Source organism: Undibacterium sp., assembly GCF_030683615.1.
Lineage (GTDB): Bacteria > Pseudomonadota > Gammaproteobacteria > Burkholderiales > Burkholderiaceae_D > Undibacterium > Undibacterium umbellatum.
The window spans coordinates 288,186-303,402 of sequence record NZ_JAUXQE010000037.1; the positions used below are offsets into that span (position 1 = coordinate 288,186).

Annotated in this window: 11 protein-coding genes; 3 read left to right on the forward strand and 8 right to left on the reverse strand. The window is 49.4% G+C overall.

Annotation, left to right across the window (positions count from 1 at the left end; genetic code table 11):
• The first annotated feature begins 7 nt into the window (after positions 1 to 7).
• The 3 genes from gatA to gatB are packed head-to-tail and all read left to right on the forward strand — an operon-like array spanning position 8 to position 3,469.
• Positions 8 to 1,462 carry an Asp-tRNA(Asn)/Glu-tRNA(Gln) amidotransferase subunit GatA gene (gatA, locus tag Q8K39_RS20980; protein ID WP_305263152.1) on the forward strand — a complete coding sequence of 485 codons (1,455 nt, stop codon included), beginning with the start codon at positions 8 to 10 and terminating at the stop codon, positions 1,460 to 1,462.
• Entirely contained in the window at positions 1,459 to 1,935 is a 477-nt protein-coding gene (locus Q8K39_RS20985) for a hypothetical protein (RefSeq protein WP_186955076.1), read from the forward strand. The genes gatA and Q8K39_RS20985 overlap by 4 nt, the downstream gene beginning before the upstream one ends.
• Positions 1,936 to 1,990: 55 nt before the next feature.
• The gene (gatB, locus tag Q8K39_RS20990) at positions 1,991 to 3,469 is read left to right on the forward strand and encodes an Asp-tRNA(Asn)/Glu-tRNA(Gln) amidotransferase subunit GatB (protein ID WP_305263166.1); all 1,479 of its coding nucleotides are present in this window, start codon (positions 1,991 to 1,993) and stop codon (positions 3,467 to 3,469) included.
• Between the two features lie 68 nt (positions 3,470 to 3,537).
• Here the strand turns inward: gatB and Q8K39_RS20995 are convergent, their stop codons facing one another.
• The 8 genes from Q8K39_RS20995 to Q8K39_RS21030 form a co-directional block, all read right to left on the reverse strand.
• Positions 3,538 to 4,899: a TolC family outer membrane protein gene (locus Q8K39_RS20995; protein WP_305263153.1), complete on the reverse strand. Its 1,362-nt coding sequence runs from the start codon at positions 4,897 to 4,899 to the stop codon at positions 3,538 to 3,540.
• 2 nt (positions 4,900 to 4,901) lie between these two features.
• Positions 4,902 to 6,257, reverse strand: coding sequence for an HlyD family type I secretion periplasmic adaptor subunit (locus tag Q8K39_RS21000; protein ID WP_186955079.1), 1,356 nt, complete (start codon positions 6,255 to 6,257; stop codon positions 4,902 to 4,904).
• Positions 6,254 to 8,101: a type I secretion system permease/ATPase gene (locus Q8K39_RS21005; protein WP_186955080.1), complete on the reverse strand. Its 1,848-nt coding sequence runs from the start codon at positions 8,099 to 8,101 to the stop codon at positions 6,254 to 6,256. Before Q8K39_RS21005 ends, Q8K39_RS21000 begins: the two co-directional genes overlap by 4 nt.
• Before the next feature lie 598 nt (positions 8,102 to 8,699).
• Positions 8,700 to 10,007: a glycosyltransferase family 4 protein gene (locus Q8K39_RS21010; RefSeq protein ID WP_305263154.1), complete on the reverse strand. Its 1,308-nt coding sequence runs from the start codon at positions 10,005 to 10,007 to the stop codon at positions 8,700 to 8,702.
• 97 nt (positions 10,008 to 10,104) lie between these two features.
• On the reverse strand, positions 10,105 to 11,721 hold the full coding sequence (locus Q8K39_RS21015; RefSeq protein ID WP_305263155.1) for a tetratricopeptide repeat protein: 1,617 nt from the start codon (positions 11,719 to 11,721) through the stop codon (positions 10,105 to 10,107).
• A gap of 16 nt (positions 11,722 to 11,737) precedes the next feature.
• On the reverse strand, positions 11,738 to 12,331 hold the full coding sequence (locus Q8K39_RS21020) for a methyltransferase domain-containing protein (protein ID WP_186955083.1): 594 nt from the start codon (positions 12,329 to 12,331) through the stop codon (positions 11,738 to 11,740).
• A gap of 86 nt (positions 12,332 to 12,417) precedes the next feature.
• Positions 12,418 to 13,122, reverse strand: a complete 705-nt coding sequence (locus Q8K39_RS21025) for a SapC family protein (RefSeq protein ID WP_186955084.1) — start codon at positions 13,120 to 13,122, stop codon at positions 12,418 to 12,420.
• A 252-nt stretch (positions 13,123 to 13,374) separates the two neighbouring features.
• Positions 13,375 to 14,865, reverse strand: a complete 1,491-nt coding sequence (locus Q8K39_RS21030; RefSeq protein WP_370868656.1) for a tetratricopeptide repeat protein — start codon at positions 14,863 to 14,865, stop codon at positions 13,375 to 13,377.
• Positions 14,866 to 15,217 lie beyond the last annotated feature (352 nt).

Sequence of the window (15,217 nt, forward strand, 5' to 3'; positions counted from 1 at the left end):
AGTCCACATGCATACCAAAACAATTTCGCAATTATCCGCCCTGCTGCAAAGCAAGCAGGTATCCGCCACCGAACTTGCCCAGCATTATCTGAACCGTATTGCTGCCAGTGACCTGAATGCTTTTTTGCATGTGAATCCTGAATGGACTTTGCAACAGGCCGCAGCAGCAGATGCACGCCTGTCCAGTGGTGATGCAGGCGTCTTGACGGGCGTACCTATCGCCCATAAAGATATTTTCGTGACCCGTGACTGGCGTTCGACTGCGGGTTCCCGCATGCTGGAAAATTATGTCAGTCCCTTTGATGCGACTGTTGTCGAGTTGTTCAATCAAGCTGGCACAGTCACGCTGGGTAAATTGAATTGCGATGAATTCGCCATGGGTTCATCGAATGAAAATTCTTATTTTGGTGCGGTGAAAAACCCCTGGGACAAAACTGCCGTACCTGGTGGTTCTTCTGGTGGTTCAGCAGCCGCGATTGCTGCACGCCTGGCACCGGCAGTGACTGCAACCGATACCGGCGGCTCTATTCGTCAACCGGCATCGTTTTGCGGCGTCACTGGCATCAAGCCTACCTATGGCAGCGTGTCACGCTATGGCATGATCGCTTTTGCGTCTTCACTGGATCAGGGCGGCCCTATCGCCCAGACGGCCGAAGACTGCGGCATCTTGCTGAATGCGATGACAGGTTTTGATGCCAAGGATTCGACTTCACTGGAACGCAAAAAAGAAGATTTCAACCGTGACCTGAACAAGTCTTTGCAAGGTCTGCGTATCGGCGTCCCGAAAGAATTTTTCTCTGACGGCCTGGCTGCAGATGTGGAACAGGCTGTACGCGCGGCACTGGCTGAGTATGAAAAACTGGGTGCCACACTGGTAGAAATTTCTCTGCCAAAAACCGAGTTGTCCATCCCTGTGTATTATGTGATTGCGCCAGCAGAAGCTTCTTCTAATCTGAGCCGTTTTGATGGCGTACGTTATGGTCATCGCGCAGCAGAGTACAAAGACTTGAATGAGATGTACAAAAAGTCCCGTGCTGAAGGTTTTGGCCCTGAAGTCAAGCGCCGTATCCTGGTCGGTGCCTATGTACTGTCACATGGTTACTATGATGCCTACTATTTGCAGGCACAAAGAATTCGACGTCTGATTGCACAGGACTTTGCTGCTGCGTTTGAGAAATGTGATGTCATCATGGGACCAGTAGCGCCGACCGTGGCCTGGGACCTGGGTTCCAAGGCGGATGATCCGGTAGCCAACTACCTGGCCGATATTTTCACCTTATCGACCAGCCTGGCTGGCTTGCCTGGCATGTCCATACCTTGTGGTTTTGGTCAGGGTGAAAAAAATGCCAAACGTCCGGTAGGTTTGCAAGTTATTGGTAATTATTATGACGAAGCCAAACTGCTGAATGTGGCCCACCAGTTCCAGCAAGTCACAGACTGGCATACGCGCAGCCCTGTATGAGCTTGAAAATCTTCCTGAGCGCAGCCATGTGGGTGATATGCGGAACTTTGTCTGCACAGACACTGGACACACGTATTGCCTGCACACAAACGCTGCAGGAAGATGCCGAAGGCGAGCGCCTGATTTACAGTGATCAGGCTCGCATGCAATTGAACGGTGTGCAAATCACTGAGTTTCAATGGGAGTCTTCTGTATTTCGCAGCAATCGCGGACATGAATGCAGCATAGATACTGAAGATGGCCTGGAAGCAGAATTGACAGAAAAAGGCTGGCGTGTACGGCTCAGGAACGCCCAGTCTGCAAGGGAGAAGCGTGGTTATGATGTAGCGCGTGGCTCGCAATGCAGCATACGCCTGGAACGTGAAGGTGATGCCCTGCATATCAAGCCTACGTGCTCAGCGCTATGTGGCTCACGCAGGAATTTTTCAGAGCTGACAGTGAATACCAAAACCGGGCTTTGTACCTACGAGTAATGACATGAATTGATGTGCTGCCTGTTTGCGAACGAACAGGCGCAATAAGTTAAAGATAAGACGAGGAAATATTATGCAATGGGAAGTCGTTATCGGTTTTGAGACGCATGCGCAACTCAAGACCAACTCAAAAATTTTCAGCGGCTCTTCAATCCAGTTTGGGGCCGAACCCAATACCCAGGCCAGCCCGGTTGACCTGGCCCTGCCTGGCGTGCTGCCAGTCATGAATAAAGGCGCGGTAGAAAAAGCCATACAGTTTGGCCTGGCAGTTGGTGCGCTGGTCGCGCCTGAATCCATCTTTGCCCGCAAAAATTATTTCTACCCTGACCTGCCCAAAGGCTATCAGATCAGCCAGTTTGAAATCCCAGTCGTGCAAGGGGGTTTCGTGCCTTGCGTCTTTGAAAAAGATGGCAAGACCGAATTCAGGAATATAGAACTGACACGCGCCCATCTGGAAGAAGATGCTGGAAAATCCATGCACGGTGCTGCTGAACGGATGACAGGCATAGACCTGAACCGTGCAGGCACGCCCTTGCTGGAAATCGTTACTGAGCCTGTCATGCGCAGTGCCGCCGAGGCAGTTGGCTATGCAAAAGCATTGCACTCGCTAGTGACCTGGCTGGACATTTGTGACGGCAATATGCAGGAAGGTTCTTTCCGTTGTGACGCCAACGTTTCTGTTCGTCCGGTGGGTCAAAAAGAATTTGGTACACGTTGCGAAATCAAGAACCTGAATTCTTTCCGTTTTTTGGAAGAAGCCATCAATGTCGAAGTGATTCGTCAGATCAATGAAATCGAAGAAGGTCGCCCTATCATCCAGGAAACACGCCTGTATGATCCGGACAAAAAAGAGACTCGCTCCATGCGCAGTAAGGAAGATTCGATGGATTATCGTTACTTCCCTGATCCCGACCTGCCACCACTGAAAATCAGCCGCGAATGGGTAGAACAAGTCCGTGCCACCATGCCTGAACTGCCATCTGCCATGCGCCAGCGCTTCATTGAGCAACTGGGCCTGCCTGAATATGATGCGACTATTTTGACCCAATCCAAAGGCATGGCTACTTATTTTGAAGCCGTGGTGACTGCTGCTGGTACGGCGCAAGCCAAACCTGCGGCAAACTGGATGATGGGTGATGTGGCTGCAACCCTGAACCGTGAAGGCCTGGATATCAGCGCCATTCCTGTCACATCTGCACAGTTGGCAATATTGTTGCAGCGTATTGCTGATGGCACGATTTCCAACAAGATTGCCAAGGAAGTGTTTGCTGCCATGTGGCAAGCGCCATCGGCTGATGCGAACTTGGCAGATCAGGTAATTGAAGCTAAAGGATTGAAGCAAATCTCCGACGTTGGCGCATTGGAAAAAATCATCGATGAAGTCATGGCCGCAAATCAGCAGTCTGTCGATGAGTACCGCGCTGGTAAAGAGAAGGCTTTCAACTCTTTAGTGGGTCAGGCGATGAAGGCGACCAAGGGCAAGGGCAATCCTGCACAGGTCAATGAATTGTTGAAGAAAAAACTGGCGGGTTAATTCCTCTCGCCCAAGAAAAAAACGGCACAGGCTTCAAGCCTGTGCCGTTTTTTCTTTATGAGTCAAAATTAATTGATGGGCGAGAAAAAACCCGCCACGGTCTGCAAATCTTCTACCTTGACAGAACCTGCGGCAACGCGCAATTTCAAATAGCTGATCAGGTAATTGTATTTAGCCTGCGCCAGATCACGTCTTGCTGCAACCAGTTGCTGTTCTGCACTGAGCACATCCAGATTGATGCGCACACCACCTTTAACGCTTTGCTTGGTCGCTTCCACCAGCATGCTGGCTGAATTGACGGATTTTTGCAAGGCGGCTATCTTGACGACACTGCTTTGCACAGCATTGTGCTGCTTGCGCAACTCTATTCCTATGCGGCTGCGTGTCGCATCCAGCTCTGCTTTGGCTTTGTCGCGATTGGCCACTGATTGATTGCTGATGGCACTGACATAACCACCGGAATAGATAGGTATCACCAGTTGCACGCCTATGCTTTTTACCGTTTGATCCTGGCTGTAATTGGTCACACTGTCTGAAACTGAACGGTTATAAGTCGCGTTTAATTCCAGCCTGGGTGCATGACCTGCCCTGCTTTTGCTGATTTCATGCTCGGCCACTTCCAATGAGTATTTGGCAGCGGTGATTTCTGGGTTATTTTCAGTTGCGATCGTCATCCAGTCTTCGAAGGTGTTCATCACTACTGGAGCAAGTTGAAAGTCTTTGCGCAAGCCATCAAGCTGGCTGGTATCGAGACCGGTAATTGCCGTCAATGTATTGCGCAAATTGGTCAGATTATCGCCAGCCTCTATCACTTGTGCCTCAGCCACGTCCAGTTTGGCTTGAGTTTCCAGCATATCTGTCCGGGTACCCTCACCTTTTTCAAACAGACGCTCATTGATGCGCTTTTGTTCTGCATAGGCGTCACGCTGGGCGCGGAACAAATCCAGTTGATCTTCAGCAAATTTGGTATCAGCGTAAGCAGTTACCAGACGTATCATCAAATCTTTGCTACGAGCAGAAAACATTGCATCGCTATAATTGGTTTGCGCGATACCCTGTTTGTAACGTGCCGTTGTATCCAGATTGAATAAAACCTGGCGCAACGACAGTGTATTGGTCAGGCTGGTGTACTCATATTCATTGATAGTCGGCTTGCCACCCGAAAACAGCGTTGGCGGTCCGATAGTATCGGCCTTGTTTTTACCTGTCCCATAATTGAACTGTATGCTGGGCAACAAACCTGCGCGACCGATTTTCCTGAATTCCTGCCCAGCGATATTTTCCGAGACTGCAGAACGATAGGTGGGGTCGTTCAGCAAAGCAGCTTCATAAGCTTGCAACAAACCTATGGCCGAAGCCTGTCCTGCCGAAGCCAGCAAGATGCTGGCCGCAGAGGCGATCAGGCTCAGGTGTTTCCACGATTTTTTCATGATTACTCCTCAGTCATTGCAGAATGCATGCGATCTATAATCGGTTTCAGCAAGTAGTTCATCATGGTGCGGCCACCTGTGCTGACGAATAGTTCAACCGGCATACCGGGACGGACTTGCAGATGGGCGAGCATTTTCTTGCCCTCAGGTGCCACTTCTGCGCGGACTTTATAGAATGCCTGGCCAGTTCTTTCATCCAGAGTACGGTCAGCCGATACCTGGGTAATGATGCCTGGTATATGCGGTGTGGTATTGGTGTTGAATGCCGAGAAGATCAATTCGGTTTTCAAGCCAGGATGTACCTTGTCTACCAGATTCACTGGCAGCATGGCTTCCACGATCAGGGCATCATCCTGAGGAACCAGTTCCATCAGCTTGAAACCACTAGGCACAACTGCACCTTTGGTGAATACATTCAGGCCAACGATAGTGCCTGCAACAGGCGCTTTTACCATGACGTTATTCAAATCAAAATCCAGTGCCGTCAAGCGATTTTCCAAAGCTTCTGCTTCTTTTTGCGTGTCAGACAATTGTGTGCGGATTTCTTTTTGATAGTCTTGCTGCCGCTGAGATTTGCGCAAGCCCAGCTCCATGATCTGGCGTGATACGCGGCCCATGTTGCCCAGGTCTTCAGAAATGCTGCCGTTCACCTGGGCATAAGTGCGTTCCAGGTCCAGCAAGCGATTGCGGGCGATATAGCCTTCTTTAGCCAGGTCACGCATACCGTCAAGCTGCTCCTTGAGGAATTGCTGTTGTTGCTTCTTGCTGACCATGGATTCTTCCAGGCCCTTCAATTGCGACTTCAAACCGGCGATATTTTCATCCACCGCACCCAGTTCACTCTGTATGGATATCTGGCGTGTCGTGAACAATTGCTGTTGCAGCAAAATCGTGTTGGCGACGCGGGTATCATTCCTTGCCTGTTCCAGTTCCTTGGGAAAGCTGATGGACTTGGCATTCGCCCGCTCAGCCAGCAAGCGGGCTTCCACTGCCTGCGAAGTGAACAATTGCACCCTGGTGATTTCAGCCGCGGACTTGGCACTGACATTATTCATCTTCAGCAAAACCTGGCCTGCGGCAACAACATCACCATCCTTGACCAGGATTTCATCTACCGTACCACCTGTTTGATGCTGGATGACTTTGCGGCTGGAAGCAACTGCGACGTTGCCGCTCATCGGCACGCCCTTATCCAGCTCAGCAGTAAATGCCCACAGCAAGAAACCAAACACCCCCACCACGATGATGATCCAGCCGAGGCGCGCATAAGCACGTGCGTCTGTGTTGACTTCCAGTATTTCTACGTTGTGGGTAGTCACATCCGTGACATCACCCTTTTTCACCAATGCATTTTTCATGATTTTTCCTGTTCTGCAGCTGCGGCATTAATTCTTGCCTGTGTATCTGCTGGTGGCTCCGAAGCTGCCGACTGCAGGCCATTCTGAGCCGGATCTTGCTGGGCCGCCTGTTGCGCCGCTGCTTGCTGGGCTTGCTGCATTTGTTGCATCTGCTGTTGATTGGCCTGATTCAGGGCAGCCAAAACCTGGTCACGCGGACCAAAGGCCTGCGCCACACCATCGCGTAACAACAAGAGCTTGGTGGTAGCACCCAGAATAGTCGTGCGATGAGTAATCAGGACAATAGTTTTGCCGCGCTGGCGCAAGTCATTGACTGCCATAACCAAAGCTTGTTCACCGATATCATCGAGATTCGAGTTTGGCTCATCGAGTACCAGCAGGGAAGGATCGTCGTACATGGCGCGGGCCAGACCGATACGCTGTTTCTGACCGCCTGACAAGCCCGCACCACCATCACCCAGACGGGTGTCATAACCTTGCGGGAAATGCAGAATCATTTCATGTACGCCAGCACGCTTGGCGGCCAGAATAACTTTTTCGGAATCGACTTCACCAAAACGGGCAATGTTTTCTGCAACGGTACCGCCAAACAATTCTATGTCTTGTGGCAGGTAACCGATGTTTGGTCCGAGCTGGTCTTTGTTCCATTGATAAATGTCAGCACCATCCAGACGCACCTTGCCAACGGCCGCAGGCCAGACACCTACCAACAAACGTGCCAGTGTTGATTTACCAGAACCTGAAGGGCCGATCACACCAAGCACATCACCTGGCTGCAATGCCATCGACAATGCTTTGAGCACTACCACGGTAGAACCTGGAGCCGCTGCAGTCACACCTTCGACCGACAAGGCACCCAGGGGTTTAGGCAAGTCCATGCCTGCTTCACGCGGTGGATTGTTGGCCAACAGTTCATTCAGGCGGCCATAAGCACCTTTGACTGTACTCCATTGTTTCCATACACCGATCAGTTGGTCGATAGGACCGGTTGCCTTACCCAGCAAAATAGAACCAGCAATCATCATACCTGGTGTCATCTTGCCTTCGATCACCAGCAAAGCGCCAAAACCCAGCACCAGAGACTGAACGGAGACACGCACAAATTTACTGATGGCCGTGATAACGCCTGACTTTTCACTTGCTTCTGCCTGCAATTGCAGGAAACGGCCATGCAATTTGAACCAGCGCGACATCAAGTTGGGCAACATGCCCATGGCTTCAATGACTTCCGCATTGCGCAGATTATTGGTCGCCAGATTACTGGACACAATGGCCATGGTATTGGCTTCGGTCAAAGGCTTTTTGGAAACCACTTCATTGGCGTAGGCCAGCACTACCATGATGATCACTGCGCCCAGAGCAAACAAGCCCAGGTAAGTATCAAACATGAAGATCACTGCCAGGTAGATTGGGAACCAAGGGGCATCAAAGAAGGCAAACAAACCCGAGCCTGTCAGGAACTGGCGAATTTGCGTCAGATCCTGCAATGCCTGGCCAGCATTGCCACCACCACGCTTCAGATTTTGTTCAAATGCAGCGGTATAAATACGCTTGTTCATTTGCATATCAAGCTTGGCGCCGAGACGGATCAGGACGAAGCTGCGGATATATTCCAGCGCACTCATCAGCGCGTAGGCACCCAACATCAGCAATGTCAACATCAACAAAGTGATTTCGTTGCGGCTTTGCAAAACACGATCGTAAACCTGCAACATGTACAGGGAAGGTGCTAACATCAACATGTTAATGATGGCACTGAATATGCCAACGGTTCTGAAGGCACTTTTAAAGGTCATCAAGACCTGTGCTATTTCAGTTTGTGGAAGTTTTAATTTCGAGATCATTTGTATTCTTTGCACACTGAAGTGCTAAAAACATCGCAATATAAAAGGTGGCCGCTGAATGGATACACTCTTGGTAAGAGAATTCATCTGCATATTTAGGGCAAGGCGGCATTATCCCTGTTCACAACTCAATTAAATGTGATGTACATCACATTTTTCGAAAGCGTAACACAAGTTTTGCGCTTTTAAAACGCCTTTCGTGCGCCTATCCCCTCAGATTTTGGATACTCCCGGCTGTATGTTAAAAAATATTCTTTTTTAGCTGCAAGGCTGCTGGCATTTTCTGCATACTCCCCAAAATGTTAACTGACTCTAAAATCTGGTGAATACGAGCTTTATTCAAATGGCAATTATTCTCTGGCAAAAAATAGCGGGGAATTTTGTGCTCAAGCAAAGTAAATCACACTTGAAATAGGTATGGAGAACACCATTTACACAAGGGACATGCTGCACCCATCAACTCATTGCGACAAGTTGCAGGATCTGCCCGAACAGATATAGTTTGCTGCACATTGCACCTGAATACCAGTCAAAAAAAAACGCCCCACAATATCCGTTGCGGGGCGCCGAGTTCTTAATGGTCTTGCTGGCTACACATTTATTTTAACTCAATTACTACTGTGTTTACAACTGACTCAGTAGATATCTCGTTTTGAATGTTAAACTTTGTGTCTTCAGCCAGACTTTGTACCCATTCCAGTTGGGCAGGCAAACATACTTTTTGCAAGTCATAGAATTCACAGGCAAAACGGCGGGCATTTTCACCCAGACGTTGCCGTTCTTCGGGTTGATCAAGCAAATCACAAACCTCTTGTGTCAAAGCCGCTGCGTCAAAGAAATCGACCAGCCTGCCAGTTTCATTCTGACGTATTGCTTCATGCAGGGGCCGTGTATTTGAGGCGACGATGGCACATCCCGCACTCATGGCTTCAAGCAAGCTCCAGGAGAGTACAAAGGGGTAGGTCAGGTACACATGAACGCGCGATAATTGCAGCAAGGGAATGAAATGCTGGTAAGGGATATTGCCAAGGAAATGAATGCGCTGCATGGCGCTTTCCGGCAATTGTGTACTGACTTCGCTGAGGAAAATCTCTTTCCAGGATTTGCCACTGGCTGACTTGGCACCATAGCTGACATCATCCCCACCAACGATCAATACCCTTGCGTTCGGCCTTTGTGCCAGTATCTGCGGCAATGCGCGCATGAAAATGTGGTAACCACGGTAGGGTTCAAGATTGCGGTTGACGAAGGTGATGACTTCATCATCGCGCGTCAGCGTCAGGCCATCACCTAAAGTCAGTGCTATGCCAGGGTTGGGGGCGATCATGTCGGTGTTGATGCCATCATGAATCACACTGATACGCTCGCGGAAAGCGCTGGGGAAAGTACTGGCCTGCCAGTGTGTCGGCGAAATGGCGGCATCTGCCAACTCTATGTGCAAGAGATTATTGATATTCTTTAGATGTATCTTGCAGGCTTGCTCTATGCTGTCGGATGAAAATTCGGGGTCAAAGCCAACATCGGCACCTGATGCGTGATAAAAGAATTCCGCATAAATACCCAACTTGGCCTTGGGCCAGACCGTTTTCAAAAACAGGCTTTCACCCCAGCCCGGATGAGCAATGATGACATCTGGCACGAAGCCCTGTTCGCGCAATTGCAGGGCTGCACGCATGGCGGCTTCGCCACGGATGACCTTGGGCTCGCTGTCCGCGAGCCAGGGATGGATGTCGGCGCTCGTGCCACGCGCCACCTGATAGGGAAACACCTTCACACCGTTCCAGAGGGAAGGCGGTTTCTTTTGCATGCTCAGCGCCACCACCTCATTGCCAGCATCCGCAGCCAGCGCCGGTGCCAGATGCACAAACTGGCCGGGGAAATTTTGATGAACGAACAAGATTTTCATAGTACAAATTGGCAAGAAATACGAGCAAATGGAATTGCAACAGTATAAACGTTATTCAGTTCTGGTGATGCAGGCAAATACCCCGCTCTGAACACAACTAGGAGGGTATCAAATGATGAGCAAATGCCTGCATGATACCGTCAGGACGTAAATGATGGGCATCGATATGCCATTGTTGATTGGATTTACCGTTCCCGCCGTCTGTCATGGTGAACACATCAAGAAAATCCATGCCCATTTCCAGGGCTTGTCGTTTTAGCTGAGTATTGAACAGCGACAAAAACTGACCAAAATGCTGCAACTCTGCTTGCGTATGGACACTCTCATCCAGATGATGGGCTGGCACACCGCTGACAATCATCTTTAGCTTGCGTGCTTGCGCCTGAGAGGCGACAAAATTCAGGTAAGCTGCCACGGTGTTGTGCACGCGCTGCTCCAGGCTGATTTCGGTGGATTTTTTGCTGGCCTTATATATGCCCCCATCAATGCGGCAATCAATTTCACCGATGGTAATCAACACCGACGACACTGGTGGAATGGCCTGCAAGTAGTTAATCAGTGCTTGCTGGTAATGATTGGTGCTGGCATGGCCTATACGCCATTGCGTGCATCCCTCTATCCACAAGCCTTTGCATTGCAAATGCTGGTCATGATAAGCGAGCACCAGATTATGTGCCGATAACATGTGGCTTTCACCAATAACATACAGCATGCCTTGCGCCTGTGGAATTGCTGACTGCTGCCTGAAAGACTGCCACCAAAGTTGTATTTTCAGCATGAAGACACAGTAAATCAAAGACCCCTTGTCTTTGATCTGCACATTCCCAAGCATCTCTTTTGCCACATGCAGCAAGGCTTCAACATTGGCAGGGTTACCAAAGACATAGTGCAGTATGGCCAGTTGCAGGGCCGCATTTTGCCGTGGAAAACCAGTCGTCGTCAGTGCCAGTACTTTAGAATAATGCTCGACTGACTCATTCAGATGACCTGTGATTTTGTAGATATTGGCCAGGCAAGCATGCAATTCTGCATTATCTGGCGCAATACTCAAGCCCTGCTGATAACTTTGGAACGCTTCCTGCAGTCTTTCCAGCTTCAATAGTGCATTGCCGCGATTATTCCATGCCTGGAAATGCCCGGGATTAGTCTTCAGCACTTGTTCGTAATCAAGTAAAGCCAGCCCATACTGGCCCATATCCATATGCAGATTGCCGCGATTAAAGTAGGCATCCGGGAAGTCTGGCTGCTTGTCAAGGGCCCGTGCATAACAAGCCAGGGCCTCAGCCTCCCGCCCCAAGGCGCTTAATGCATTTGCCTTGTTATTGAGCGTCTCGGCAAAATCTGGCATGGATAGTAAAAAGCGGTCATAACTGGAAATGGCCTCTGTATGGCGCTCCAGATCAAGCAAGACATTGCCAATTGATGCATGGATGATGGTATGAGCGGGGTTGATCGACGCCGCCTGAGTCAGCAAATCCAGAGATTGCTGCAATTCGCCTTGGCTACGCTTGATCATGCCAAGAAATTGCAAGGCTTCAAAGTGTCTGGCATTGATTGCCAGTATCTGCAGATAAATTGCCTCTGCTTCAGGCAATTGTCCACCTTGATGCAAGGCCAGTGCTTTTTGTAACAACTGCGCGGCTTGAATGCCACTGTTTACGCTGTTGCCCGACTTCGTGAGCACAGGCTGGGCTTGCGTTTTCTTTTTATGCATTCTGCACCACTCAGCATTATTTCAATTGCGCAAGCACCAGATTTTGCACTTCTTCGGCAGATCTTTTGTTTTTGCTGCCTACTGCCCACAAATCAAACGCTGACGGCCTGGATGCCGCAACGACCGTTTGAAAACCTGCTTCGGCCAAGGTGTTCATCAACACTTTTTGTGTAAAACCACAACGATGTGCCATATACAAATTGCCCTTTTCCATCGCTGGACGATGACCATAGAGTATATCCAAAGGTGATATCGGGCCGGCTGGCGAAATATATGCCGGTTCCAGCAACTTATCTTCAGCAACCAGTTTGCAGACAGATTGCAAGTCAGGACAGGTGACCACAAAGATGCCATCGTCCTTTAGTACACGCAAAATTTCTTTTAGTGCGACAGGTACTTCATGCGGATAAAGATGCTCAATGTTGTGCGAAGAAAACACTGCATCAATAGAACCGGATTGTACGGCGCTCATATCCGTCAGCGTCCCCTGTATGTCTGGCTTGACGGAAGGATCAATATCAAAGCGTATTTCCTGCCAGTCATTGGACTGAAAATAGGGTGTCGTTCCAGACTTGCTTTGTGGGCCGCAGCCTACGTGTAGTAATTTCAAAGTTTCACCTTAAGTTTGAGTCAAAAAGAAAATGGGGCATAACAGCCCCATTTTCTATTCACATGCCAATGCGCGTCAATGACAGATTATTGCACCTGGTCAGGACGGGAGGATGCCAAAGCAACTTTAGGCAGATGGCGGAAAGAAGCCCAGTGCAATTCCAGCAGACTCATCAAACCACTACGTACCCAGCGCGCCAGTGTAGCATCGTCCAGCGCCAACACTTTTTCACGGTCTACAATGCGGAAGCCACCGATCAGGTGTACTTCATTTCCTTCACGGAAATTGAGGTCTTTTGCTACCAGAACGCCTGCTGTTTCCAGCTCATTGAGGATGACACGGCCTTCGCGCAGGTTCTTTTCATAGCTGTTCAGCAGTTCCACCACTTTGGCAAAATGCGGGTTGAATTCTGCCTTGTCAGTAAACACCGGTTCGCCTTGTTCGGTGTTGAACTGTGGGGCATCCATATCGGCTGCCAACAGGTATTCATCCGTGTCACCGATGCGGCCCAGAATGAAAGGATAGCGGCGTACATGTACTGGCACATAGGTGTCAGTCCATTCGTTTTTGTCATTCAGGAATACATTGCGCTCTCTCAAGCCCAGCACAGCGATTGCATTCAACAAGCCGGATTTTGTGAACAGGATAGGATAGCATTCTGCGGCTTCCGGGATCTCTGTTGGTGCCAGAGGAGCTGTAGTCAGCGCACGGGCGAAGGCAAAATCTGGTGCTGGTTGAAAGCGCAAAGAGCCATGCAGGTTCTTGTCCAGGGTTTGAGCATTTTGAAACATAGTAAAACTCCAATAACTAGAAAAAGCCCATTTCCATTGATGGCATGGGTTAAGCGCCAGGCTTAGATGGCATTAAATCGTCTATCAGTATTTGACCGGAACACGACTACTCACATTGAAATATAGGCATTTCAGTCAAAATCAAGTGCAGTATTGTATCAGCAGGTTTAAGCGATGGCGCTTTTTTCAGCAGCAGAGAGTGCGGTAAGGACATCGCTCACCTACCCAGACCTGCCTGAGGCTTATACGCACTTAAGTCAACTTGCGCCAGATCAGCAAATACCCTGGTATGGCTTGGAGGTTTTCCATCCTGATAGTTTGTGGCAGACATTGCAGAATGGCAAAACCATGTTGTGATGCCAACTCGCCCAGATAGCTTAATTGATGTGCATAGCGGCCACTGCTGCGCAGAGTGTAACCCTGGCTAGTTGGTTCTTGCGTTTGCACCTCGTCAGAAACTTCGACAGAAAATGCAAACAAGCCCTCTGCTACCAGCAAGCGTTGGACTTGGGGAATAATCCCATCAAGTTGCCCAAGATAAACAAATACATCGGCAGCAGTGACCACTTCATAACTGGCGTTAGTTTCCTGTACACACGCACTGAGTAGATCAGCCTTGATCAACCTGTGATACAACTGCCTTGCCTGCGCTTTAAGCAACATCTTTTCTGACAAATCGACACCAACCAGTTGCACCGCCAGCGGTGCCAACTCTTTCGCCACCAGGCCTGTGCCGCAACCGAGATCCAGGATGCGCCATGCTTTTGTATTGGCTGTCCGTAACCGTCTGAGTTCTTTGCCTATCCTCTGGGGAATCTGATATTCAAGCACCTCTTGCAAATGCTGGTCAAAACGATCGGCATAATCGTCAAACACCTTGCTGACATAAGTCACGGGTGCTTGCGCACTGTTCTGCCCACTTAACACATTGATGAAATGTAGGGCATTCCCCAATTGTGGATCCAATGCAATGGCGCGTTGATAACTGCTTATTGCCTGCGCATTTTGGCCTGCATCTTTATATATATTGCCCAGGGTATTATGAATCTCCGCCAGACTGGGCTGCAAGGCAGCGGCATGCTCTGCGCATTGTATGGCCGTTTCCAGCTCCTTGCGCTTTTGATAAATCAATGCAAGATTATTCCAGGGTTCTGCCAGTGCAGGATTGAGAGTTGCCGCATGTCTGTAGGCCAGTATTGCTTCATCTGACTTTCCCATGTCCTTGTACACATTGCCTATGTTGCTATGTGCCTCCGCATAGTCAGTCTTGAGTGCACATGCTTGCTGAAAACACTGCAAAGCCTCAAGCAACTGACCGGATTCACGCAGAGAGGAACCCAGATTGTTATAAGCAAAGAAATTGCTTGGATTGTTCTTCAATGAGATTTGAATGTAGTGTATCGCCTGTGCATGATCTCCTTGCTGGTGAGCAGTCACTCCGAATAAATGCTGGGCATCTGCATGCGCAGGATGCACCTCCAGTATCTGTTGATAAAATTTCCTGGCAACATCAAGCTGCCCACCTCGGTGCATTGCGAGGCCTTGCTCCAACCAACTGGCAAGCTGGTTTTGCGTTGCTAGCTTTTGCTTTTCTGCAGACGCATGCGCAGCCTCATCGGCAGCCATGCAACACTGCTTGTACTTCTTCCCACTGCCACAAGTGCAGGGATCATTCCGACTCAGTTTTTTCATGGTCATTACGCAAGTGGGTGAAAATAGAGATACAAGATTTCTCGCTTGCATGCTCACAAATACTTGTCACGAATCACAAATTTTTGTGGTAAATCTTTAACTGTCAGTCATCATTATTCAGTCGCACAAGCAGCCTATAAAAAAACCCACCGCTTTGCAGAGGTGGGTTTTTTATTTTCTGACAACAGGGAGGATGTTCTCTCCCTGCTGCATGGGTAGCAAGCTACCCATTTTCCTGCATTGCTTACTGAATTAAGCGATGAAGTCGCCAGCGACGATGGAACCTGCGCCAGTGATTTTAACGATAAAGTCAGTTGCGTCAACTGTACCTACAGTGCCACCGATGTTTTGGAAAGCATAAGTACCAGCTGCTGTACCTGCGGCTACAGTGATGACGTAAGCC